General features: G+C 49.0%; 16 protein-coding genes. 9 read left to right on the forward strand and 7 right to left on the reverse strand.

Going from position 1 to position 21,988, the window contains the following annotated elements; all coding sequences use genetic code 11:
* The first annotated feature begins 1 nt into the window (after position 1).
* The 5 genes from HRM2_RS12860 to HRM2_RS12875 all read left to right on the forward strand — a co-directional run bounded on the left by HRM2_RS12860 (position 2) and on the right by HRM2_RS12875 (position 8,119).
* The gene (locus tag HRM2_RS12860) at positions 2–496 is read left to right on the forward strand and encodes a GNAT family N-acetyltransferase (protein ID WP_015904443.1); all 495 of its coding nucleotides are present in this window, start codon (positions 2–4) and stop codon (positions 494–496) included.
* Positions 480–4,271: a translocation/assembly module TamB domain-containing protein gene (locus tag HRM2_RS12865; RefSeq protein WP_015904444.1), complete on the forward strand. Its 3,792-nt coding sequence runs from the start codon at positions 480–482 to the stop codon at positions 4,269–4,271. The genes HRM2_RS12860 and HRM2_RS12865 overlap by 17 nt, the downstream gene beginning before the upstream one ends.
* Entirely contained in the window at positions 4,268–6,607 is a 2,340-nt protein-coding gene (locus HRM2_RS12870; protein ID WP_015904445.1) for a POTRA domain-containing protein, read from the forward strand. Before HRM2_RS12865 ends, HRM2_RS12870 begins: the two co-directional genes overlap by 4 nt.
* An 86-nt stretch (positions 6,608–6,693) precedes the next feature.
* Entirely contained in the window at positions 6,694–6,861 is a 168-nt protein-coding gene (locus HRM2_RS27090) for a hypothetical protein (RefSeq protein WP_015904446.1), read from the forward strand.
* A 232-nt stretch (positions 6,862–7,093) separates the two neighbouring features.
* Positions 7,094–8,119, forward strand: a complete 1,026-nt coding sequence (locus tag HRM2_RS12875) for a ChaN family lipoprotein (RefSeq protein ID WP_015904447.1) — start codon at positions 7,094–7,096, stop codon at positions 8,117–8,119.
* Between the two features lie 46 nt (positions 8,120–8,165).
* Here the strand turns inward: HRM2_RS12875 and topB are convergent, their stop codons facing one another.
* The 3 genes from topB to HRM2_RS27670 all read right to left on the reverse strand — a co-directional run bounded on the left by topB (position 8,166) and on the right by HRM2_RS27670 (position 11,362).
* Entirely contained in the window at positions 8,166–10,733 is a 2,568-nt protein-coding gene (topB, locus tag HRM2_RS12880) for a type IA DNA topoisomerase (protein WP_015904448.1), read from the reverse strand.
* 249 nt (positions 10,734–10,982) lie between these two features.
* On the reverse strand, positions 10,983–11,198 hold the full coding sequence (locus HRM2_RS27095) for a hypothetical protein (RefSeq protein ID WP_015904449.1): 216 nt from the start codon (positions 11,196–11,198) through the stop codon (positions 10,983–10,985).
* A complete protein-coding gene (locus HRM2_RS27670; protein ID WP_232364016.1) occupies positions 11,156–11,362 on the reverse strand; it encodes a hypothetical protein in 207 nt (68 codons plus the stop codon). Before HRM2_RS27670 ends, HRM2_RS27095 begins: the two co-directional genes overlap by 43 nt.
* 47 nt (positions 11,363–11,409) lie before the next feature.
* Between HRM2_RS27670 and HRM2_RS28335 the strand changes: the two genes are divergently transcribed.
* Positions 11,410–11,622 (forward strand): TrmO family methyltransferase domain-containing protein, encoded by a 213-nt coding sequence (locus HRM2_RS28335; RefSeq protein ID WP_015904451.1) that lies wholly within the window; start codon positions 11,410–11,412, stop codon positions 11,620–11,622.
* A 12-nt stretch (positions 11,623–11,634) separates the two neighbouring features.
* Entirely contained in the window at positions 11,635–12,426 is a 792-nt protein-coding gene (locus tag HRM2_RS12885; RefSeq protein WP_015904452.1) for an SDR family oxidoreductase, read from the forward strand.
* 320 nt (positions 12,427–12,746) lie between these two features.
* On the opposite strand, the gene mtgA is transcribed toward HRM2_RS12885, so the two are convergent.
* The 3 genes from mtgA to HRM2_RS12900 all read right to left on the reverse strand — a co-directional run bounded on the left by mtgA (position 12,747) and on the right by HRM2_RS12900 (position 17,278).
* Positions 12,747–13,442, reverse strand: a complete 696-nt coding sequence (gene mtgA, locus HRM2_RS12890) for a monofunctional biosynthetic peptidoglycan transglycosylase (protein ID WP_041273945.1) — start codon at positions 13,440–13,442, stop codon at positions 12,747–12,749.
* Positions 13,443–13,748: 306 nt separating this feature from the next.
* Positions 13,749–14,507, reverse strand: a complete 759-nt coding sequence (locus HRM2_RS12895; RefSeq protein WP_015904454.1) for a DUF547 domain-containing protein — start codon at positions 14,505–14,507, stop codon at positions 13,749–13,751.
* Positions 14,508–14,920: 413 nt separating this feature from the next.
* Positions 14,921–17,278, reverse strand: a complete 2,358-nt coding sequence (locus HRM2_RS12900; RefSeq protein WP_232364017.1) for a cysteine peptidase family C39 domain-containing protein — start codon at positions 17,276–17,278, stop codon at positions 14,921–14,923.
* Between the two features lie 153 nt (positions 17,279–17,431).
* Between HRM2_RS12900 and HRM2_RS12905 the strand changes: the two genes are divergently transcribed.
* On the forward strand, positions 17,432–17,857 hold the full coding sequence (locus HRM2_RS12905; RefSeq protein WP_015904456.1) for an acyl-CoA thioesterase: 426 nt from the start codon (positions 17,432–17,434) through the stop codon (positions 17,855–17,857).
* A 237-nt stretch (positions 17,858–18,094) separates the two neighbouring features.
* On the opposite strand, the gene HRM2_RS12910 is transcribed toward HRM2_RS12905, so the two are convergent.
* Entirely contained in the window at positions 18,095–20,884 is a 2,790-nt protein-coding gene (locus tag HRM2_RS12910) for a DUF1638 domain-containing protein (protein ID WP_015904457.1), read from the reverse strand.
* Positions 20,885–21,028: 144 nt separating this feature from the next.
* Between HRM2_RS12910 and HRM2_RS12915 the strand changes: the two genes are divergently transcribed.
* Positions 21,029–21,340, forward strand: a complete 312-nt coding sequence (locus HRM2_RS12915) for a hypothetical protein (RefSeq protein ID WP_015904458.1) — start codon at positions 21,029–21,031, stop codon at positions 21,338–21,340.
* Positions 21,341–21,988 lie beyond the last annotated feature (648 nt).

Here is a 21,988-nt window from a genome sequence, read left to right on the forward strand (position 1 = left end):
CATGAACATCACCTGGCAGTGGCGACAATTCAACGAAATTTCAGGCCTTGAACTGCATGAGATCCTGGCTGAACGGCAACGGGTCTTTGTTGTGGAACAGGCATGTGCATACCTGGATGCCGATGAGCTGGACATGAACGCCTGGCACCTTTCGGGCCGTTTCAGCAACGGCTGTCTTGCAGCCTATGCCCGGATTGTCCAACCGGGAACACGTTACCGAATACCGGCTCTTGGACGGATACTCACCCCGAAGGCCTTCCGATCAATGGGTCTGGGACGTCGGCTGGTGCAAACCTGCATCGAAAAATGTATCTGTGAGTATCCGGGCATGGATATTTTCATATCTGCCCAAACCTACCTCATGGATTTTTATCAAGGCTTTGGTTTTACAACAATGGGTTTATCCTATGACGATGAGGGCATAGAACATGTCGATATGATCCTCAGGGCTCAGGCCAGGACTGTTAACAGGTGTTTTGTTGAAAAAGCGACTTAAACTTTTATCCGGTGCCGTTATCGCCTTTTTAATCTTCCTTGCCCTGGCAGCCTTGTTAACGGGCATCCTGGTTGCAACCCCCAGTGGGCAGAATTATTTACTCGGGTGGGTCAATGACCGGATTCCCGGATCAATCAGCCTTGGGGCAGTGAACTTTTCTTTCACAGAAAAAACCGTTGAGATCCAGGGGATTGAACTAAATAGTCCTGCCATGGAAAAGGTCGCAACCCTTGAAAAGATGCTGATCCGTCTTGACCTGTCGCAGCTGTTTGACCATACAATCATTCTCAAGCAGGTTCAAATTTCAGCCCCCCGTTTTTACCTCAATCAAAACAACAACGCTGAATTAAACCTCATTACCTGTTTCATCGATCCAGACGACCACGCAGAATCTTCCCCCCCGCCAGCGTCGCCGGGTCCATTGCCCGTAAACATCATTGTTGAACAATTCCTCGTTGAAAAGGGCAGTCTGGACTTTGCCCTTGAATCAGAAAACCTCCTGGCCAAAACAGAAGATATCTTTCTGTCTGGATCTGGAGACCTTGCAGCCGGCAGGGCCCGGATCTCATTTCTAGCCCATGACTGCTCTCTGTCCTTGAACCATAAGGAAAGGTTCAGGGCAGACAGAATCGCCCTTAAACTTGCACTTGAAAACGGTGCCCTGTCAGATATCGATCTGTCTGTTGTTTCAGACCCTGGGACCCTTGAGATTATGGGATCCGTGGTTGATCTTTTTCAAACCCCCAGGGCCGATCTTGCCGTGAATCTGGTGGCAGACCTTGGAAAAATATCAACGGCCATTGTCCCCCCCATTGCCATGGAGGGGACACTAAAGACAACCGCAACCCTCACCGGCACACTTAACGACCCAGGGATAAGCCTTTCAGTCACCTCAGACGGCGGCAAGGTAATGTCTGTCCCATTTAAACGGACAGACCTCAAATGTCACCTTAAAAACCGTGTGCTATCCCTGGAACAATTCACCTCCACCATTGACGGCAGCAAGGTATCAGCATCCGCCACTTCAGATCTGAACCGGGCCTTTCCCGACGGATTTACAGGCGTCCCCCTGTTTGAAAAAATCCGAGCAAGCCTTGACCTTACCGCAACCAATGCAGGGTATCAGGATTTTCCAAGGGGGGATACACGGATGGTTCTTGCTTTTTCAGATGATCGCCTTGAAATCAAGCGGTTTGACCTTAACGTTCTTGACTCCAATCTGACCCTTAAGGGATACGTCAAGCCCCTGGGAAAAGGGCGTCTTCTCCCCCCAGAACAGATAGAAACCGATATTTCGTTTGCTTCAACCCGGATCATCCTTGAAAATTTCCTTGAACGTTTTCTTCCGGAAAAGATCATTGAAAGAGGCATCGCCAGGGGTAAATTTACCGTAAAGGGTTCAATCAAGGGCGCCCTTGGCAATCCAGCAATGGTTTTAAACCTTGACGGACGAGATATCCAGCCCCTGGGACCGCCACAACCCCCAGGGGAGAACCAGGAAGGCAAAGAACACCTCCAGGTCCAGGCTCAGGTTCAACCGGTTCAGGCTCAGGTTCAATTACAGATTAAAGAGCGGTTGCTGACACTTGAGAATGTCCTGGTAACCCTGGAGGGCGGTCAGGTATCAGGACAAGGAAAGATTGATCTCACCCAGGCCCTTCCCCAGGGATTTTTTGGAAACCTCGCTGTTGATAAAATATCCGCAGACCTGAAACTTTCAGCAGACCATTTTGAACCGCAACCCCTTCTTTCGCAATTTGATATAGCGGATGTTCACGGTAAGTTTTCCTTTGACGCTATGTTCACGGGCAGCCTGGACCATCCCAGGGCCACCTTACACCTGACGGCCGACGGTGCCGGGTACAAAGATTATCCCAGGGCAGATGCAGCCATGGACCTTGTCTTTTCAAATGATTACCTTGACATCAAAAAATTATCCCTGAACAATCCAGACACCAACCTCTTTACAGAGGGCCGGGTCCGGCTCATGGACAACGGCAGTTTGCTTGCCCTTGAAAAAATATCAGGAGACCTGAAGGTAAAGGCAGACCGCTTTAATCTGCACCCCTTCCTGAAACAATTTAATATCCCGGATATCCATGGCAAATATGCCTTTGACGCAATGCTCACGGGCAGCCTGGACCACCCCGGGGCAACCGTTCACCTGGTGGCAACAGATGCCGGATACAAAGATTATCCCAGGGCAGATGCAGCCATGGACCTTGTCTTTTCAGATGATTACCTTGACATCAAAAATTTTTCCCTTGCCAATCCAGATTCCGACCTCACCCTTGCGGGCCGTATCCGGCTCATGGAAGACGGCAGTTTACTTGCCCTTGAAAAAATGGCCTTTGAGTCGGATATGACCGTCACGCAATCGGATCTTCGTCCCTATTTGGATCCTGCCGGGACAGGGGATGTCAAGGGCAGCATGAAGGCAACGGTCCAGGCAAAGGGGAGCCTCGAACAAAAGATCAAAATCAATGCCACGGGAACCATACCTGCCCGAACCATACAACTCTTTACCCGGGAAATTAACAATGTTGAGGGAGAGGTTGCCATTCAGATTGATGCCCTCGTGGACAAAGAGATCCAGAAGAGCGCTGTCACAGGACGGGTTGAACTTGTCAACATCGCCATGGTTGTTGATGAAACCGGGCAGAAACTTCACGATATCAGCGGACTAATCCTTGCCGACCGGGAAAAGATCCAGATACAAAACATAACGGGGATGATTGATACCGGGCATTTTACCCTGTCGGGTGACATGGGGCTTATGGATTTTGTACCGGACAGGTTTAACTTCCAACTCAAGGGCAAGGACCTGCCCGTTGTGTTGCCGGACAGGATGAACACCCTGTTCCAGACAGACCTTGTCCTCAACGGCAATTTAAAAAAAGCCTCCCTGGAAGGAGCCATCACCCTTTCCTCGGGAGAATGGAACGCTGATTTCAACCTGGAGAAAACAGCCCTTGAAAAAATCCTGGGATCCGTCCAGAATCGTTCAACCACCCAGGAAGACAAATCAGACAATCTTGTCAATGCCATTAAACTGAACATCCTTGTCCGGGCAGACGCCCCCTTTTCCATCAGCAACAACCTTGCCGATCTCTGGGTGACTCCCCACCTCAAGATCGGCGGGACCATTGGAGGTCCTGCGGTCACGGGCCGGGCGACCCTTACTCCCGGAACCATCACCTATAATGCCAAGGAATTTGAACTCACCAAGGGAATTGTGGATTTTATTGATCCCTATGGGATCGCGCCCGTGCTTGACATCCAGGCAGAGCACCAAATTCAAGACCGGCAAATTATTCTGAAATTAACCGGCCCACCGGACAACCTGATCCTGACACTTTCATCTGTACCCCAGGAACAATACGGGGATATTCTATCCCTTCTTTTAACCGGAAAGACCACAACCGAGTTGATCAACTCAGAAGGGGGAACATCCACATCACCCGCCTCCCTTGTTGCTGGATTAGCGGCCTCTTCCCTTGCCGAGAGACTCAAAAAAAACGTGGGCATAGATACCCTTGAGGTTGGCGTTGGACAGAGCAGTACAAGTTCGTCCCTCAGTGATATTAACCTCACCGTCGGCAAGGAGATCACCGACAAAATCACCGTCACCTACGGCATGGAGGCAAAGGAGGGAGAAATGATCCAGAAGACATCCACGGACTATAAACTATCGGACAGATTCACCCTATCCGGATTTCAAAACACCGAAGGTCACTATGGGGCTGAGATCAGGTATCGTCTGGAGTTTCAATGAAACTGTGCCTTCCAGGTCTAATTTGCCTTTGTCTGTTCGTATTTTCAGGTATCACCCCCTGTTTCCCAGCAGACAACCCCAGGGATCCAGCGCCCTGCATTGAACTGAAACAGCTGGATATTTCAGGCAACAAACAGTTCTCAACCCTGCGCCTCAAGCTGAGAACCAAACTGTGGTCAACCACCCTTGTGCCCTTTGCAAAGACCTGCCTTAACCTTGACTGGCTGAGAAAAGACAAACAGGATCTTGTTTCATTCTATCGTAAAAAGGGATTTGCCGATGCCTCAATCACCCATGAAATCGTCACCCGGAACAATGGCCAGGCCCTTTGCCTGATCATTGATGAAGGCCTTGAATACCGGATAGAGATAAAGGGGGCTGTTTTTTTTCACCCCCGGCAGCTCAAAGGGGAGATACCCGTCTTTGAACGGGGCAACCTCCAGGATGCCGGCCTTAGAAAAGGGGTCATCAACATTCGAAAACGCTACCATGAAAAAGGATTCAAGGATGTCACCGTCACCTTTACCAAGGAAAAAACAACCATAAAAGGCAGAACCTACTGGGATGTCATTTTCACCATCAACGAAAAAACACGAATGCGGGTGGCATCCATCACCATTGACGGTAACCGCAGCATTTCAACCGATGCCATCCACAAAGAAATGGGCCTGTCTGAAAAGGGCTTTTTAAAAAATGACGGTTTCAGTCAACATCAACTTGACGATGATCTCAAGGCCATCAAACGTCTCTACCTGGCCAATGGATTTAAAAATGCCTCGGTCAAAAGCGACCTCACCTTTGAAGACAATGAATCCATTAAAGGGCAGCCGGGGATTGATGTACATATCAAAATCATTGTCAATGAACACGATCCAATTCTGGTAAAAGAGGTCTCCATCAGGGGTCTTGGTACGCTTCTGGATGAAGGCGATACAGTCCGCACCCTGACGCTTAAACCGGGTGTACCCTTCAGGGAATACATGGTAAAGAGTGATGAAAACAGTATTGCCACCCTTGTTTCACACAAGGGGTACCCCCACGTACGTGTCAAGACAGAGATAACAACAACGAGCGACACGGCTGTTAACCTTTTGTTCACCGTTGACCCGGGACCCCTTGTTCGCGTGGGAGAGATCCGGTATACCGGCAATACCCGGCTCAAAGAACGGACGATGCAGGATCTTCTGAAAATCAAAACCAATGACCCTTTTTCACTTCAAGACATCGTTGATGCAGAAAAACGATTAAGGAAAATAGGGGCCATCCAGACGGTCCGGATCCAGGCCGGTGACCTAAAAGAGAAAAAATCAACGGCTGACCTTGAGGTGATCGTCAAAGAAAGAAAGCCCTACTATGTTGAGACAGCCCTTGGCCATGACACGGAACGGCTGTTTTATTTCAACGCCCAGACCGGTGACAACAACAGTTTTGGCAGGGACATTGACTCCTGGATAAAGGCCGAAGTCAGCGGCATCGGATTTGAAGGTGAAACAGGAATCAAAGATCCTTTTTTCCTGAAATCTGATATGACAGCATCCCTAACCCTGTTTGTCCAGAAAAAAGAAGAATTGAACTACGATTTTGGTGTCAAAGCATGGGGCATTTCAAGCAATCTCACAAAACCGATTCTTCCCCACCTCAACGCAGGCCTGTCACTGACCTATGAAAACCGCACCAGGTTTGGCGATGAAGAAGATTACAATCTGGCAACGGATCCAGGGGATGAGTACGATACCCGTAATATTCTTAAAACCTCCCTGGCCCTGGCATATGACACCCGGGATTCCGTGGTCCGGCCAAGGACTGGAATGTTTACCTCGCTGACAACGGATATTTACACGGGGTTTAACAGTGACCTTGACGATTTTATTAAATACGCCCTTGATGTGAGGCAATACCTGACCCCCATGAAACGGGTCACCTTTGCCCTTCGCACCCGCCTTGGTTACATCCAGCCCATTTCAGCCCCTGAGGCCATTGCAGAGGATCGGCTTTTCTTTCTCGGCGGTACCTCGGACGTAAGGGGTTTCAAGGAGAACCTCCTTGCCCATGACCTTGACATGGAGCCTGTGGGGGGAATGTCCGTGGTTTCAGCAAGCCTGGAATCCCGAATTTCCCTGACTGAAAAACTGGAATGGATCATGTTCCTGGACGGCGGCAGGCTTGGTGAAACAACCGGTACTGCCGTTGAACAGGGATTTCGAACATCGTTGGGCGGCGGTTTCAGCTATGGCACGGTGATCGGCCCCATCAGCCTTCTTTACGGCTACAAACTCAATCAGGACGAATACGAGAGTCCGGGCCAGATCCACTTCTCGTTTGGTTACACATTTTAGGCCACCAGACCTTTACAAACCAAACCCGAAATGATACTGATTATATAAAATTATCCATCCGGGGAACAAGATAAAAGGAGTGGGGGATGAAAACAAAAAAAGTATCCACCCTTAAAAAAGGGTCAACTCCAGCCGAAAAAAGAGAGACCGAACGCAGGCAAGAGGCAGCTAAAGGCTACACCTACATCACCACTGTGGGCTGGATCTGCCGTAGAGAACGAGCCCGAAGAAAAAACGATTCCTTCATGTTTTGATAGCAGCGTATCGATTCACTGTTCCAACCATTCACATTCGCCATCCACGATCTCTGGCTCCTGCAGCAATAAATTTCAACAATGAAGACCGTACCATGGGTGCACCTCAAACACAGAGTGCGCCGTTTAACTTTCCATTAATTAAAACGATCAACTTTCCAAGGCCCGAGCCCCGCTGGTCCACAGTTCAAAAGCTGCGGCAAGGATGGCTTCACGGAAAAGGAGCTGAAAAATGCGACCCATGCTAAAATTAGTCCTGGTGCTGGCAATGGGGGTATTGACCCAGGCCTGCGGTATAACCCCGGTGGAACCGTTCAGAAATGATCCCCTGATCGGACAACTGATCAATACAGCCACAGGGGAAATCCTGGAGATGGATACCCTGGTGGACGACTTGCTCCAGGCAGACGTGATCTATCTTGGGGAGAAACATGATAATCCAGAGCATCACAGGCTCCAGCGCCGAATTATCCAGGCCCTGATAGCAAAGGGCAAGCATCCCCAGCTGGGGTTTGAATTTTTTTCAACAGGTGACACCCCCCTTTTACTGGATTTTGTAGATTCCCATCGGGCAAAACACTCGGATGTTGTTGAAAAAAAGGTGGGAACCATGCTCAGGAAACAGCTGGGGTGGGACACCAAATCAGACGCCCTCTGGTCCTATTACCTTGAGCTGGTATGCCTTGCAAAAAAAGAGGCCCTTGTGGCTGCGGGACTGGATCTGTCAGACGCCCAAAAGCGGCGTATCACACGAAAAGGATGGGACAAGCTCACAAAGATTGAAAAGCAATCAATCTTTTCCACCCACCTTGATGACAAGAACTACCAGGATTACATGTACGATCTCTTTGCCAAAGTTCACTGCGGCATGAAAAATCCCAGGATGCAGTCACGCCTCTTTGACACCTGGGTCGCCCGGAACGATACCATGGCACACACCATTACCGAGCTCCATGACACCCAGCCAGACAGGCCCGTGGTGGTTATCATCGGCGGTGGCCACACCGAACATAACCTCGGGGTGGTTGACCGGGTGCGCCACCTCAAACCCGGCATATCCCAGGTTAATGTAGGGTTTGTCGAGATAACCCGCACCCCTTCACCGGTTCATGATTACCTTGCCCCCCTGGAACTTGAAGGGTATGCGCCCTCCCCTGCCCATGATTATATCTGGTTTACCCAGCGGGTAAGTTACCAGGACCCCTGCGAACGCTACAAACGAATGCTTGAGAAAAGCCGGCTCCACAAACGAGAGTAGAAAAAGGAACCATCAGAATGCCGGGGAGAGGCTTAAAGGTGCTATGTTATCGCAGGCAAAGAACCTTGAATCCCTGGCCTTCACCCTGGGGTTCAACCTCGATGGCAACCCCCTGGCCTGGGGCCTTGACCATCTTCATGCTTGCCTTGAACTTGTCGCCGTTGCTGTTTTTCAACACATAGGGCCGGGTCTTTTTGCCCGCAATAAGGGTCTCCAAGTTTTGAAGGGTCAGCGTTTTACCTGCGATTTCCTTCCAGATCACAAATCGGCAATCCCCATGTTCCGGCCGCCAGTTGGAACATCCAAATCCCCGGTTGCCTTCGATAATGGTTCCGTTGCAAAGGGGACAGCGCATGGTTTCTGCGCCCTGGGTGGGTTCACTTCCGGGTGCTGACAGTGACTCTGGGCCCCTGGGCTCCGACCTGACCCGTTCAACAGTCGAGATGCTTCTCCTTGGGTCGGGGCTGGCTTGCCCATTGTTTGAGGATGCTTTTCCCTGATTGTTGAAATCAAAGGTAACCTTCCAGTGTCCGTTCTCGTTGACAATTTTAAGGGAGGCGGAGAATCGTTTTTTCTTCTTGGAGATAAATCCCTTGAACGGACCGGACTTACGGTATTGCAACAGGTTTGTTGCCATTTTGGCGGAAATGCTTTTGCCGGCGATTCTCTTGAAGATCACAAACTCACATCCCCTGTCCTCACAGGAAAAAGCCTTGGGGTTTTCCCGGACCGCCTTGCCGCAGGCGGGACAGATACCGATCACCGCTGCCTGGGGTTGTTCGGCCTTGAACAGCTTCACGTTGAGCCCTGCTGATTTCAGTTCTGCCACGGCATTGGTAACAAAGGCCTTGATATGATCCAGAAACCGAATATCCGACCCTTCTCCAAGGGCAATGGTATTGAGTTGCATCTCCCACCGGGCCGTCTCCTCGGGAGAGGTCAAGACCGAAGAGATCGGGCATTTTCTCAGCTGGGTGACCAGATACCCCCCCTTGTCCGTGGCAAGAAGTCGTTTGCCTGCCCGCTGAACATATCCCCTGGATATAAGGGTTTCAATGATCTGCGCCCTTGTGGACTGGGTGCCGATTCCGATATCTCCCCGATAGAGGCGCTTGATCTCTTCTTCAGCCACATACCGACCCGGATTTGTCATGTCCTTGAGGAGCAGGGAATCTGAATAATCGGGGGGCGGGCTGGTCTGTTTCTCTTCCCGTTCGATCTTTTCGACAGCGCCCTCGTCCCCCTCCACCAGGGGCGGAATGATTTCAGCTTCAGCCTTGTCACGGATACCTGTACCATAGACCCGCTGCCATCCGGGATCCAGGATCACTTTACCCCGGGTCTGAAAGGTCTCCTTTGCAAACAAGGTCACCACCCGGGTGCTTTCAAACCGGCAATCCGGATGAAATGCCGCAGCAAACCGCCGCACCACCAGGTCAAATAAAAGCTTCTCATCCCGGCTGGCCGCCTCAGAAATGGGCTTGAACGGTATCAGTGCATGGTGGTCAGTGAGCTTTGCATCGTTGAACACCCGCCGGTTGGAAAGGCTCACCCGCTTGGGGTCCACAAAGGCGAACAGGTCAGGACAGGCCTGCTCAAGTTTTCCCAACACAGTGTTAACAAGACCAAGGCTGGCGGTGCCAAGGACCTTTGAATCAGTTCGGGGATAGGAGAGGCACTTTCTGTCCTGGTACAGGGCCTGGGCAATGGCCAGGGTCTTTTTGGCCGGAAATCCAAACCGATTGTTGGCCTCCTGCTGAAGGTCGGTCAAAGAAAAAAGCAGCGGAGGTGGCTCTTGCTTTGTCTCTTTTTTCATGGAGACCACAACACCGGGGGCCTTCTCAGCCTGGAACCGCTCCAAAAGTGCGTCCGCCTGGGGCTTGTCCGTAATCCGGGTCTCTTTCTCCTTGAACCAGCGCCCGGTCCAGCGCCCCTTGTCACCGGAAAACAGCACCTTGAAATTCCAATAGGTCTCGGGAATAAAGTGCTCCCGCTCGTTCCGCCGGTCCACAAGCATGGCCAGCACCGCCGTCTGCACACGGCCCACTGAAAAAAGATCGCCAAGCCTCACGGTCATTAAGCGGGTCAGGTTCATGCCCACCAGCCAGTCCGATACCTGGCGGTAATACCCGGCACGCCACAGGCGATCGTAGTCCGTTATGGGCTTGAGCTGATTCATGGTGTCCCTGACCACCTTGGGCACCAGGGCCTGGCTGGTCCAGAAACGCATGATCCGTTCCTTGTCCCTAAAGCCCGACTCAAGCAGGATGGTCCGGGCAATAACCTCCCCCTCCCGTCCCGCATCCGTTGCAATGATAATCCGGTCAAATTGCCGCTGGGTTAAAAGGGCCTTGATGGTCCGAAACTGCTGCAGGGTTCTTGTGATGGGCTTGTATCGAAATCGTTCGGGAATAAGGGGCAAGGTCTCCACCCGCCATTTTTTGAGGCCTGCATCATAATCATCCGGCTCAAACAGCTCCACCAGGTGACCCACGGCCCAGGTGATCACATGGGCATCCCCCTCAAAATAGCCGTCCTTTTTATTCTTCACTCCCAGGGCCTTGGCAAAATCCGAGGCCACGGAGAATTTTTCTGTCAATATCAATTCTGTCATGGTCTATTCTTACGCCATTTTCATGATTTTTGCTACAGATTAACCGGGGATAAATCGAGTCAATGCCTTAAGGCAGGCGACTCTTGTCTCCAGTCGCTGTGAATCCGGGTGTATCTGCCCAAACAACAAAGGGTTCGTGGATTCGATGCGAAGCAGATACCGGTGGGCTCCGACTTCATATAGCCAATGCCTCAGGAAATGATGAGAGGATTCGTTTTAACACTCCGTGGAGGCAGGAGATACAGATCCCTAATTTGTGGTGGGCACATTTTTTCCCCGGGCAAGCTCAATTCCCATGAGCATCTCCCGCCGTGTAATCATGCATGCCCCGCAATGAATAACCAAGCTGGAGTAGCCTATATTATCAGGATAGTCCCTTTTGATGTAGACGTCAATTTGAGGAGATAGCTCCAGGTAATCTTTTATCCATGCAGGGATCTTGATTCTTCCAATTTCATCCTCCACGGGATGATGGGAACAGGCTCCCTGAAAAGAATCCAGTCTTCAGGCCCCAGGGTATCAAGGGCTGTCACACCAGCCACCTGTTCGAGCATGTCCCCCTTAAATCGTGAAAGTATACTTCTCAGATGATTCCCTTGGTTCAGATAAAAGCCCTTGTCGCAGAACATATTTTGTTTAAAAAACCATACGCCGCAAAATAAAAAGACGAGACCATTTGATTCCCCCCCCACGGGGTGGTAAAAGAAAACCTATAACGGGTGTCTTTTCTACACGGTCTCCAGACAGACCACCCAGCCCACTTGGCCTGCACCGGGTTACCGTTTTGGAAATCTTTGGGCATCGATTAAAAGTTGGCCCCATGGAAGCCATTGATGGAACACCTGTGGTCTCCATAAAGCCTGTGCTCCATGGCACAATGGAATATTAAGGAGGAAAATAAATGGATTTTGGAATTCAAGGAAAAGTTGCCCTGGTGACGGCATCAACCCGTGGATTGGGCCGCGGCTGTGCAGAACAGCTGGCCAGCGAACACTGCAAATTAGCCATCTGCTCCCGCAATCCGACCGAGGCAACCCAGGTTGCCCGTGAACTTTCACAAAAAACCGGGACCCAGGTCGTCGGTTTCGGGGCTGATATGGGCAATGCCGAGGAGATTAACCGCCTGATTCAAGAGGTTCAAGCCTCCCTGGGAGATCCTGATATCCTGGTGACAAATGCAGGCGGACCACCACCCGGAACCTTTGCAACCACACCTTTGGATGCCTATGAAAAAGCACTTGGGCTGAATTTAATGAGCGCGGTGCATCTGATCCACGGCCTGACCCCGGCCATGGTATCAAAAGGATGGGGAAGAATCATTGCCATTACTTCCATCTCAGTGAAACAGCCCATCGGCAACCTGCTGCTCTCCAATATGGCCCGCACCGGGCTGACCGGTTTTCTGAAAACCATTGCAACTGAACTTGCACCCTCAGGCATCACGGTCAATGCCCTTCTTCCAGGCACCCACAGAACATCCCGCATCGATCAGCTGGCACAGCACCGGGCGGATCAGGAAAACAGGCCTGTGGCAGAAATAATCCAGGAGATGAAGGACGCAAACCCCTGCAAAACCATTGGAGATCCATTGGATTTTGGTGCTGCCGCTGTTTTTCTGGCAAGTGTTCAGGCGCGCTATATTACAGGACAAAACCTGCTAATAGACGGTGGAAATTATCGTGGACTGATCTAAGGCCCACTCAAAAATAACTTTACATTTTGGAGGCCAATTCATCCAGCCCTGACGCGTTGTAAAAATTCGGCGTATTCCTGATATGCCTGCATTTTCACGCCTTGCAGGGCAGGCGACTTGACCCCCAAAATTGGTAATTTATTTTTGAGTGAACCCTAAGGCCCCATCAACCAGGTTTTCTGCTGCCTTGGTACCACCATAATTGACAACCTTATGATACATAGAACCTAAAAATTGCATATCCAACCAACTACCGCTTGCAAGTTTTAGGTAGAACTTTCAGGTAAAATTAAAACCAGCAGATAAACAGTCAGGATGGCTTACAACAGCGGCATCTGAGGCATGTTTTTCATGATCTGTCGCTGTCGCATTTTCAAATACTGGGTGGGGTGCTTGACAGACCATTTGTGCGGGTTCGGCAAAATAGCCGTCATCAGCGCCGCCTGATTCGATGTGAGGTGTCTGGCGCTTTTTGAATAGTATTTTTGAGCGGCTGCTTCAGCGCCAGTGACGTTGGTTCCCCAATCCACAGTATTTAAATACATTTCAAAAATTCGCCGTTTGTCCCAGAACAGTTCAATCAAGACCGTGTAATAGGCCTCAGCCAATTTTCTAAACACGCTTCTACTGGATAACAAAAACACGCTTCTGGCAGTCTGCATGCTGATGGTACTGGCTCCCCTGAGTTTCCCATGGCGGATTAAATTTGATACAGCATTTTTTATTTCCGTGACATCAAATCCGTTGTGGGATAAAAACCGCTGATCTTCAGCGGCAATGACTGCTCTTCTCAGGTGCGGCGAAACAGCTTTGATGTCTTTCCAGACATAACGGGGACGTTTGTCCGGGGTGTTTTTAATGATGGCTTCTGCCCATTCCCATGCCACATCAGGGGTAAATGGCGGGTTGATGTATTTAAGTGCCAGAACCTGCACGATGGTAAAGCAAAACAGGCATAAGATCATCTTAACGATAGTTTTCCAGATCCAGGTGCGTATGCGGTTAATTCTCTTCATTTCACCTGGGGTTCTACGTTTAAACCGGATGATTGTCAATTCCAAAACAGGACCCAAATCCAACGTTTATTTTTTTAAAACCCCTCCAATAGCTATTCAGAGGATTTTTTTTCGTGGCGGGAGCTTATTTTGAAGGAGGCTTATCTTTTTTGTCGCCGTCCCTCTGGTCGGGGTAAATTTTAGACATAGCTATCCGATCAAAGGAAAACCCATAACCACTGGACTGATTTGGGCACTCAAATATCCAGTGGATTAAAGTATAAGTCTGATAAACTTTTTGGTTGATACGGACAGTACAATCCCGGTTTAATTGTTCAGGGACCAGTCATAATCAAGGTAATTGATCTTGGTTATAACAGAATTGGATTCCAGGGCATCCTTTAAATTACCAGAGGCATAGGCACGTATAAATTTCAGTGGGTTATCATCAAAATCCCCTTTAAACCATTTAAAAATCTTACTGATGGAGATCTGGGATCCCTTGATGATAAAATTGTTCTCAGCGTTAATAAATGCTCTTGCCTGCTGGTCAAGCTGCGCTTCCAGGCGATCGGGTTCGTAGGGCTCATTGTGAAGAGGTGGGCAGCTTTTAGATGCACAATTGATGGCAAAATGTACCCTTGGATCTTTGAAATCGGGACGTAAAATATCGTGTTCGATCATATCCAGAGAAATTTTTTTATCCTGCAACCGGATGAATTGGATATCCCATGGGCTTGAAAGAAATCCGCCAAGATCCTTAATGGAACCAAGGTCCGGGTATCTGGTAAGGATCAGCTTTATGGTAAAAGCATTGTAGGCATTGATGTAAAAGGCAAATTGAGCGGTTTTAGAAAGAGAAGCAATGTCGGTATTGCTGAGTATCTCGAGATACTGATCCAACAGAAGTTCGTCTGTTTTTAAACCATCATAATTGACCCGGCCGGCAATCACATGCTTTTTTAATAGTGTGGCATATATTTGATTGTCGACACTTCCAGTTGCCATCACAGGCGTTTTCAAGGCAGAGAAGACCAGAATAAAAGCCATTAGAAAAATCACAACCAGATTTGTTTTTTTCAGCATAAATGCCCCTTTCGTTTGTACGGTTATTTTTCTACGTTAAAGGATGTGCATAATTTCTTTTAATTCAATCCTATGATGCCTAAAAGTTTTATCACTCATGAAAATCTTACATCTGATCAGTCAGTCTCTGAATTTTACTGGCAGTAGTAAATTTGTTCATCAATTGATCGCTTAAAGCACGGCAAAGGGACATGAGAATTTTTTAGTGGCCGATGTTCAGGCCGATTTTACGTTGCGTGAATCCCTTGTGTATCCTTTGCAGTTAGTTGGTTCTGGTACGGATCTGAATGCAGTGAAAGCCAATGGACTTGCAAGGATGGCTGCACTGACAGGTTAGGGCCATTGCAGATGTCAAGAATCTCGTTAGGATTACCGGTGATATTCAGATCGGCAGATTGTCGATGTTATCATCTCTACAAATTTTTTTTAAGGTTGTTCAACGCATGGATCAGTGCTTTTCTGTGGGCGGCAATCCGTCGTCTTAAAGGCCAGGCGGTGGGCGTCTCGGTTGTAATCGAATGTTGAGTATAATTTTTTTTGAGCATATACCAATCCAGAGTGCCGTTGAATTCGGACTGCGCCGGGTAATCAGGGGCGTTGGGAGAAATGGATGTGATCAGTCCGTTGCGGCATTCGGCGTCGTATACCAACTGGCGCTTTGTGATGGGATAGCCTGCGGTGTGGAGGGCTTTCAGGATCGCCGGGCCGAGAACCGGCCGCCCGCTGGGGGTGGTTTCGTACATATAGAATCCGGCCGGAATATCCTCGACCAAAAAAGCCTTGCCCCGGGGCATATAGGTGTCGGTTTCATGCAGGTCAACCGCCAGACGGTAGGGGCCAGAAAACTGGTGCAGCAAATCCTTGACAGCGGCGATTTCCGGCACCCCGGTATCATTGTCGAAAGATCGATTCAGGTCGGTTGCTTGGCTGCCGTAACGTACACAACGGGTAAAGCCATAGGGATTGAGGCAGGGCAGAATCATAAAAGAAAAATGCCCCAGATACCTGGCGAGGTCCCGGTGCATAAATTCCAGGAGGGCATAAACCCCGGCCGGCTCTTCGCCGTGAATGCCGGCCGAAAGGATGATGCGGGGAAGATCTCTGGAGTGATTAAGGGTGAGGACCGCGTATATGGGATAAACCCCGGCATCGGTCGTGACCCGTCCAGCATTGATGAGGCGATGCCTGGATGCAAATTTTTTAAACGGCTGAACGACCTCGCGACTAAAAGACCGTTTAACGATGGCGCGCTTTTTGGCCACCAGGTCGACAAGACCTTTGATCCATAGCCAATTGACCCGACAGGCCGTTTCGATCGGCGTTTTGCCGGTGGTTTCGGCCGTTACCGGATATGACACCCCAAGACGGTACATCAGGTCACCAAAGGTTCCGTCATGTCGGACGATGAAGCCCTCTCTGTCAGTTCTCATGCCACTGTTCTGGCCGGCGTTGATCACCTTGTGGGCCAGAATCGGCACGGTTTTATGGATCGCCTCAACGATCCTGCCATAAACCGAGAGATCTCCGAAAGCGTAATGATAGGCGGCGGGATAATCAATTTTGGAAATGTTGTCCTGATGCAGGTCGAGGGCTGCGACGATGTTTTCCAGAGGGTCACGTCGCAGAAGATGGTGCATGAGGAGCGTTTCGGCCGGCAGGTTCAGATTCAGCCGACTGTCGGACGACAAGTACCACCGTTTAAATTTAGCGCCCCGGCGGATGTCATCCACCAGTTTCCCATTTTCAAGCTCGTAGCGTACAAAATCGTTGTTAAAGTCAGACCCCTCGCCCTCATCGGTGTTATAGCGCTGCCGGGCATCGTAGCCTGTCGGATTGCCAAGGGGATAGATAATGAGCTTAATCCCGCGTTTATGGGCATAATCGAAGATGCGGTTAAAATAACGGATAATGGTCAGCGGACCGGCCACTTCATCCCCGTGGATCCCGGCGCGGATGATCATGAATCGATCGTTTGGCTTGACGTCGCGCGAGACGATCCGGTAAAAATCGGTTTCGGAGTTGCGCTGTTTGAGGAGGTGCCCTTCGATTCGGATATCGCTTCGCCCGGCCACCAGTTTCTTCAATTCCGCATAGTAGCCGGTGGTTTTCCGAAGCCGCTCATCATAGGTGCGCCTGTCGATGATGATCATTCGCCGGATGATCAACTCGTCTTTGGATTTAAGGTAATTGCTGGGAAAGTCAAACCACAACCGCATAAAAGTTGAAAGCTTCAGTGCCCGCCGATGACCCAGGCTCGGGTCTTCCAGGTAGATATTTTCCGTGTCGATGCCGCTTACGACAGAATAATGTCCCCCTTCAAAGGCGAACCAATCGACAATGACCGGTATCTTTTTACAATTAACCCACTCACGGATATCATCCAGGTCTGAAAAATCTTTAACTTGACCGCGGAAACCAAGCTTCTGGGCGGCACCCACAAGGCCCTCTGCCCCGATCCCGCAGGCCGGGTTGCAACCGGATATCAGTGCCAGTTTTTTTTCAGTGATTTTAACACCCAGATAGCCCAGCACTATTTTTAACGATGCCGGGCCGCAATAGCCAGGCTTTTGTCTGAAAGAATCGATCTTCAACATCACATCCACATTAGAACCAATCTCAAAAACGCCTTCGTACTCCTGGCAAAGTTGAACCTGTTGTTTCTCTCCAATATTAAATTTGAACTCAACTTTAGAGAGGAAGATGCTTTTAGTCAAGGAAAGTATGAAAATAATGGGAACCTTGGGTTCAAGTTCACCCCTGGACATCTGCATGGTTAGAAAAAATGATGCAGAGTCGCCTGAAGTTATGATAAAGAGGAGCAGGTTAACTTGGTCTATTCTCAAAGTATTTAAAACTTTTTTGAGGATGTAGTTGCAGTTTGAGAACTTATGACTGACGAAAACAATTGAACCCAAGGAAAAAACATGCCCCTGGAAAATACCCCCTTCACCCAGTCCATAGACATTCGCTTTGCCGATACCGATGCCAACGGCCATGTTTTTTTTGCCAATTACCTAACCTATTTTGACACGGCCTTTCTTAAATATCTGGATCACATCAGCTGCAGTTTTGACTGGTTTATCCAAAACAACATGAATTTCTACTATGTGGAAGCGTGCTCACAGTACAAATCTGCCCTGACCTATGGTGATGAAATCCTTGTCTCTGTAACAATTTCAAAATTTGGCAGAACCAGCTTTACCATTGCCTTTGAAGGCAAACACGCAACAAGTGGTCGCCTTGCCGCCACCGGACATATAGTTGCCGTTGTGGTGGACAAGGCGACGGAAGCACCCGTTGAAATTCCGGAAGCATTCAAAATTGCGACCCGTATAGCCCATCAATCATAGACTTATAGATCGCTGTTTGTCATTACTCAATGATCAAGCTTTTTTTTATATGAAACACTCGTCAAAGCATTGTCAATGAAGGTGTTTCAAAATTCGTTGAGGCCGGAGCCATACCTCGTTCCGGCCGTGCCGGTTATATGAAACGCCCACCAAAGCATTGCACACTGAGGCGTTTCATTGTTCGTTGTGGCCAGAGCAGATATCATGCTCCGGCCATGCCGGTTTATATTAAAGCGCTCACAACACCATATCCGGACGACCCGAAAGGGTCGCCACAATGGTTCGACCCAGAAAAAGTGGAATACCGCCACTGGTATTTACCACCTGGTCCTCAATGTCCATGGCAACGGTTTTACAGCTGGTGCCGGCGCATCGCCCCAGCTCCTGGACATGATCTTTAAGATATTCAACGGCCCAGGTTTCAGCCTGGCCAATACTGATGAACTGTTTATTTCCGGCCACGCCCTCCACAACAAAGCGTCCAAAACTATTCGTCTTTATGGAGAGTTTGCGCTTGATCATGATATGACTGGTGATTGCACCCACAGCATTGGCAACATCGGCATCTTCGGGAATAATCACCTGGGCGTTGACCCGTTTACCGGCCTGGGGTAGAAAATAATGCACTGGCGCACCAATGCCGATGATCGGATGATTAAACCTGGCAGAGATGGCATAACGACTGTTTCCCGGGTTCACAATCTGTTCCATTAATTGTTTAAATACCGGCGTATTTTCCATCTCATCCATGGCAAAATCCCGGGCCATCTGTTTTTTCAAAAGCTCCAGGGCAAGATCTATTTCCATTTGATTTAGAAGGGTGTCAATCAACTCTTTTTTTGGTTTTTTTGAAAAAAATGACATGATATTTACCATGAAATGGGCGGGTTCCGCATCCCATTTGGTGAATTCGCCTTTTACGTGCAGAAGATCCGTGGGGGTTAAACCGCATCGCTGTACCAGCCCACTCTCCTCCAGCCGTTCCAGGGGAAGAAATTGTACTGCCAGTATTTTAAGATGGGGTAACAGCTCTTCCGGTGTATGGGGCCGTTTTCTAAGCAGATCATATACCTTTTGCTCTTGCGGGGTGGGCACAAAGGAAATTTTTCCTTCCATGGCCACCAGAAGGGTTTGGGAAAGCATGGAAAGTCTATGGCTTTCCATGTACTGCAAGGCAGGTTTAACCCCCTGGGGATGTGCGGCATGGGCCCATACAATGGGGCCCACCCGGCGGGGTCCAATGACAAATTCATTCTGGTTCCACCGAATAAGGCTGTCCCCTCCCAGTCCCACCGTACGCATATCCAGGGCCTTGACATGGGTGACAAAGCCCCCCACATTGGCACCACTTTCGCAAACATCCACAAGCCCTTCACAGATATCTGCCGTATCCGTTGTGGTGCCGCCCATGTCCACGACCATGGCCTCTTCTAAACCGGTGAGAAGCCTGGCACCGGCCACACTGGCCGCCGGACCGGATAATATGGTTTCCACGGGACGCTCTTTGGCCATGGCAGCCGACATAAGGGTACCATCCCCCTTGACCACCATCATCGGTGCGTGAATACCCCGTTTTTTTAAAACATCACCCAGTTCTCGGAAAAATTTAATCATCCGGGGAATAATACGGGCATTGAGCACCGCTGTCTGGGCCCGGACCACAAAATTGAGCAGATCGGAAAGCTCATGACCACAACAGGCCACCAGCCCTGTTTCCTCATTGATAATCCGTTTCACCGCCAGTTCATGGTCAGGATTTATGGCCCCGGCAAATCCGGATACGGCAAAGGCGGTAACACCCTCTTTCTCCAGCATATGACGCACCGCATTGCGAATTTCATCCTCATCCACGGGTTCAACTTCATTGCCGCTGATGTTGATCTGCCCCTTTACATTACATCGTGGGGTATGGGAAATAAGCTCATCTGACACATGACCGCCACTGACCATGAGAATCAGGCCCGTCTTCTGCCCCTCCCCCTCCACAATGGCGTTGGTGGCAAGGGTGGTGGAAACAGACACCAACTCCACCTTGGAAAGCACATCTGGATCAATGCCGGACAAGACCTCGTCAATGCCAATGGAAAAATCCCATTTGGTGGTCAAGGCCTTGTTTTTATCAACTATCTTTTTATCATTAAAATCATATACAGAGACATCGGTGTAAGTTCCCCCGGCATCAATACCCAGACCATAGTGGATGGAGAGGCCATGATTGTTCTCCTCATCATACACCAGGTGACGGGGTTCCCCTCCCCCGGAAAGAGTGCTGTCACTGTCTGGCGCAAAATCAAGACCATTTGCCTGGGCTGAAAAAATAGTGACATGGCCCGGAGGAACAATGACAATCTCCCCGTCGGAGGTCTCCTGGGTGAGCAACCGGGTCATCAAAGAGAGATCCCCTTGAATACGTTCATATTTCCAATTATATTTTTCCGCCATTTCCCAGGCATATTCGGCAGATTTTTCTGAGGTACCAACCCCCGTGTCAATAAAAGCGGCCCGTTTATAATTGTGGTGCCAGGAACTAAAAAAATCAATAATTTTACCACCACCCTCTTCTCCGTACTGGTCTTTTAAATCCTGACACCCCATGGACTCCGTTCCCACCCATATTTTTTCAGACTTTTTTTCTTTGGGGACTTCTTTTTCCTTATACCATCCAGCAGAGATGTAGAAGGTACCCGGATATTTTTCAAATTCACGTTTATAAGCCCGATCACTGCCCATGAAAAGGGCAATACAATCGTGTACCCGGGCAAAGACCAGGGGCACACGGGGGGCACGAATGCCGACGGATCCCATACCGCATACCCCATATCCCACCACAATGCGACTGCACAGGGGATCTGAGGCAGATTGTTCAATGGCTTCCTGGAGTCGTCGGCGAAGCTCATCTGGTGAATTGTGCAATCCACCAGGGAGAAAATTCATTTTTACGTTAAGGCCCTCTTTTTGGGCAATATGCTTTATATCCGGTGCCAGGACGCCGCACCCAATGATATGAATTGTTTTTTTATCTTCCATGTGATTTTCCTTATTGACTGGTTGAGACTTTTTCAAAATACTTCCTTAATCTCTGGAAATATTCTCAAAAAAGTTTCAGTTCTTTTCAAGGCGGTGCAAAAGATGCCATATTTTTAATAAAAAATCGATAAAATAAGAAACAAGATGCTTAACAATACCTTTCATTCCATACCTGACTGTGGTGCAGAAACAGAATTCGGACTGTGGAAAAACGCAATAAACTCCTGGACCGACATCAACAATAATAATATCTCCGGGATCTCTGCCGAACACCTATCCACCCTTAAACACAATGTGGATATATCAATCGTTACGGATGACGAGCACGGGCCGTCCAGGGTACCACCCCTGGGTTGTCCAGGTTTCCACAAGCTTGTGGGCTTTTATATTTTATCCACATACGAGTGGAAAATGTGTCTGCTTTTCCAGAGAAAGATCATCCCCCCAAAAAGATAATTGATAATAACAGAACCTCATGATAGAATATTTAATACCCTTGAAAAAACGGTTCAGGGTTCAAAAAACAAAAAAATCTAAATCCAATTTTATTTAGAAAGGGCTGAAAGATTGTAGCAGCATAAATTATGTTGACCAATTTCTCTAAATACTGTTCCTGGGCTATACTGGCTTGCCTGCTGATACTTAATATGTCGTTGACTCCTAACGGATCACAATGGACGGGTGGCTTGGACAACTCTGTTACTGACTCAGAACAGAGGTTTTTTGCCTGTTTAACAGCGGCATCTTCTGTTCCAATCGAGGTCAGAGAACGAACCCGGTTGAATAGTTTTTATGACTTATTCGCCGTATTTTACAGACCGGCTTACATTGTTTTTAGTGATAATTATTTTTCCTCTCCTCCCAACGACAGTTCTGATGTCATCAATTTGACAGACTGTTCGATAATTCCCATTCGGGCGCCTCCTTCCCTTCATTCCTTAGTAATCTGACCAACAAATATAATTCAGCCCGAAATTTCTCTGCATTGTTTCTATGCTGGATTCGGATGTACTGGTGAAAAATTATTGTCGCAGGAATCTCGTGATCGGTTCCCAATCCATTTCTATTGTATGAATTGGCAGATCTTCGGGCTTCGTGCTTAGG

It is taken from the genome of Desulforapulum autotrophicum HRM2, from assembly GCF_000020365.1.
Classification (GTDB): Bacteria; Desulfobacterota; Desulfobacteria; order Desulfobacterales; family Desulfobacteraceae; genus Desulforapulum; species Desulforapulum autotrophicum.

Bases quoted from the DNA above. Each gene is read 5' to 3' on its own strand.
- HRM2_RS12885 (WP_015904452.1), top strand. From the start codon at position 11,635: ATGGATTTTGGAATTCAAGGAAAAGTTGCCCTGGTGACGGCATCAACC.
- topB (WP_015904448.1), bottom strand. From the start codon at position 10,733: ATGACAGAATTGATATTGACAGAAAAATTCTCCGTGGCCTCGGATTTT.
- HRM2_RS12875 (WP_015904447.1), top strand. From the start codon at position 7,094: ATGCGACCCATGCTAAAATTAGTCCTGGTGCTGGCAATGGGGGTATTG.
- HRM2_RS27090 (WP_015904446.1), top strand. From the start codon at position 6,694: ATGAAAACAAAAAAAGTATCCACCCTTAAAAAAGGGTCAACTCCAGCC.
- HRM2_RS12915 (WP_015904458.1), top strand. From the start codon at position 21,029: ATGCTTAACAATACCTTTCATTCCATACCTGACTGTGGTGCAGAAACA.
- HRM2_RS27670 (WP_232364016.1), bottom strand. From the start codon at position 11,362: ATGTTCTGCGACAAGGGCTTTTATCTGAACCAAGGGAATCATCTGAGA.
- HRM2_RS12900 (WP_232364017.1), bottom strand. From the start codon at position 17,278: ATGCAGATGTCCAGGGGTGAACTTGAACCCAAGGTTCCCATTATTTTC.
- HRM2_RS12860 (WP_015904443.1), top strand. From the start codon at position 2: ATGAACATCACCTGGCAGTGGCGACAATTCAACGAAATTTCAGGCCTT.
- HRM2_RS12895 (WP_015904454.1), bottom strand. From the start codon at position 14,507: ATGCTGAAAAAAACAAATCTGGTTGTGATTTTTCTAATGGCTTTTATT.
- HRM2_RS12905 (WP_015904456.1), top strand. From the start codon at position 17,432: ATGCCCCTGGAAAATACCCCCTTCACCCAGTCCATAGACATTCGCTTT.
- HRM2_RS12910 (WP_015904457.1), bottom strand. From the start codon at position 20,884: ATGGAAGATAAAAAAACAATTCATATCATTGGGTGCGGCGTCCTGGCA.
- mtgA (WP_041273945.1), bottom strand. From the start codon at position 13,442: ATGAAGAGAATTAACCGCATACGCACCTGGATCTGGAAAACTATCGTT.
- HRM2_RS12870 (WP_015904445.1), top strand. From the start codon at position 4,268: ATGAAACTGTGCCTTCCAGGTCTAATTTGCCTTTGTCTGTTCGTATTT.